This is a genomic window from Geofilum rubicundum JCM 15548, from assembly GCF_000974365.1.
In the GTDB taxonomy this organism is placed as follows: domain Bacteria; phylum Bacteroidota; class Bacteroidia; order Bacteroidales; family Marinilabiliaceae; genus Geofilum; species Geofilum rubicundum.
Genome location: NZ_BAZW01000175.1, coordinates 1 through 982, shown reverse-complemented (window position 1 = coordinate 982; position 982 = coordinate 1). Strand labels below are relative to the sequence as shown.

Annotated in this window: 1 protein-coding gene; it reads right to left on the bottom strand. The window is 45.0% G+C overall.

Annotated elements, in window-relative coordinates; translation table 11 throughout:
* Positions 1 to 54: 54 nt before the first annotated feature.
* On the bottom strand, positions 55 to 982 hold a 928-nt coding region (locus tag JCM15548_RS20625; protein WP_227626096.1), incomplete at its 5' end, for a reverse transcriptase domain-containing protein.

Genomic DNA, 982 nt, shown 5'->3' with positions numbered 1-982 from the left:
CCCGTTTCGTCCTCTCCCACCACCGTACGTACGGTTCTCGTATACGGCGGTTCCTTAATATTCAACTCTTACCGCTTTGTAATAATCCGATAAGAAAACGTATCCGGCCAAACGTAGCCGCTGGTCTGTGATAGTTCTGGATAGGATAAAGCTATTTGCTATATGCCAGTAGCCTTTCCTTGTGTTCGCCCACTCGTAAGCTTTGTATTTATTTATACCCAGCTTTATAAGATTAGCCACTTTGGTTTTGATCCGTTTCCATTGTTTCCAGATTACCATTCGTAGCCGTCGGCGATACCACGCATCCGTTTTTATCAGTAGCTTTTGCATGTCGGCCAGTTTGAAGTATTGCACCCAGCCCTTAATGTATTGACTTAATGCCTCCTTCCTGCGCTCGTTGCCCCATCCGTTGCTTCTCGATGTCAGCTTTTTAATTTTGGCTTTCATCTTCTCCATACTTTTGGGGTGTATCCTCAACCTTCCTTCACCTCTATTGCGATAGAAGGTATAGCCAAGGAACTTAACATCCTTTACGTATGCCACTTGGCTCTTGTCCCGATTGACTGTCAAGAAAAGCTTTTCTTCTATAAAAGAAACAATACTTTTCATCGTCCGGTGGGCGCTTCGCCGGCTTTTGCAGAGTATGACCATATCGTCAGCATAGCGTACAAATTTATGACCTCTGCTTTCAAGTTCCCGGTCCAGCTCATTCAGTAGGATATTTCCCAGCAGAGGACTTAGTGGTCCTCCTTGCGGTACGCCTTCATGGGTTTCTTCGTAGTGGTCTTCATACATTACTCCAGCATTTAGGTACTTGTGGATAAGTGAAACCACCCGCCCATCTTTAATGGTGCGCGATAGTATCTCTATCAACTTGCTGTGGTTAACGGTATCAAAGTACCGCTCCAAGTCTATATCTACTGCATAGATATAACCTTGAGTAATGTAGTCCCGACACTTACGAAGGGCGCCATGAGCGTTT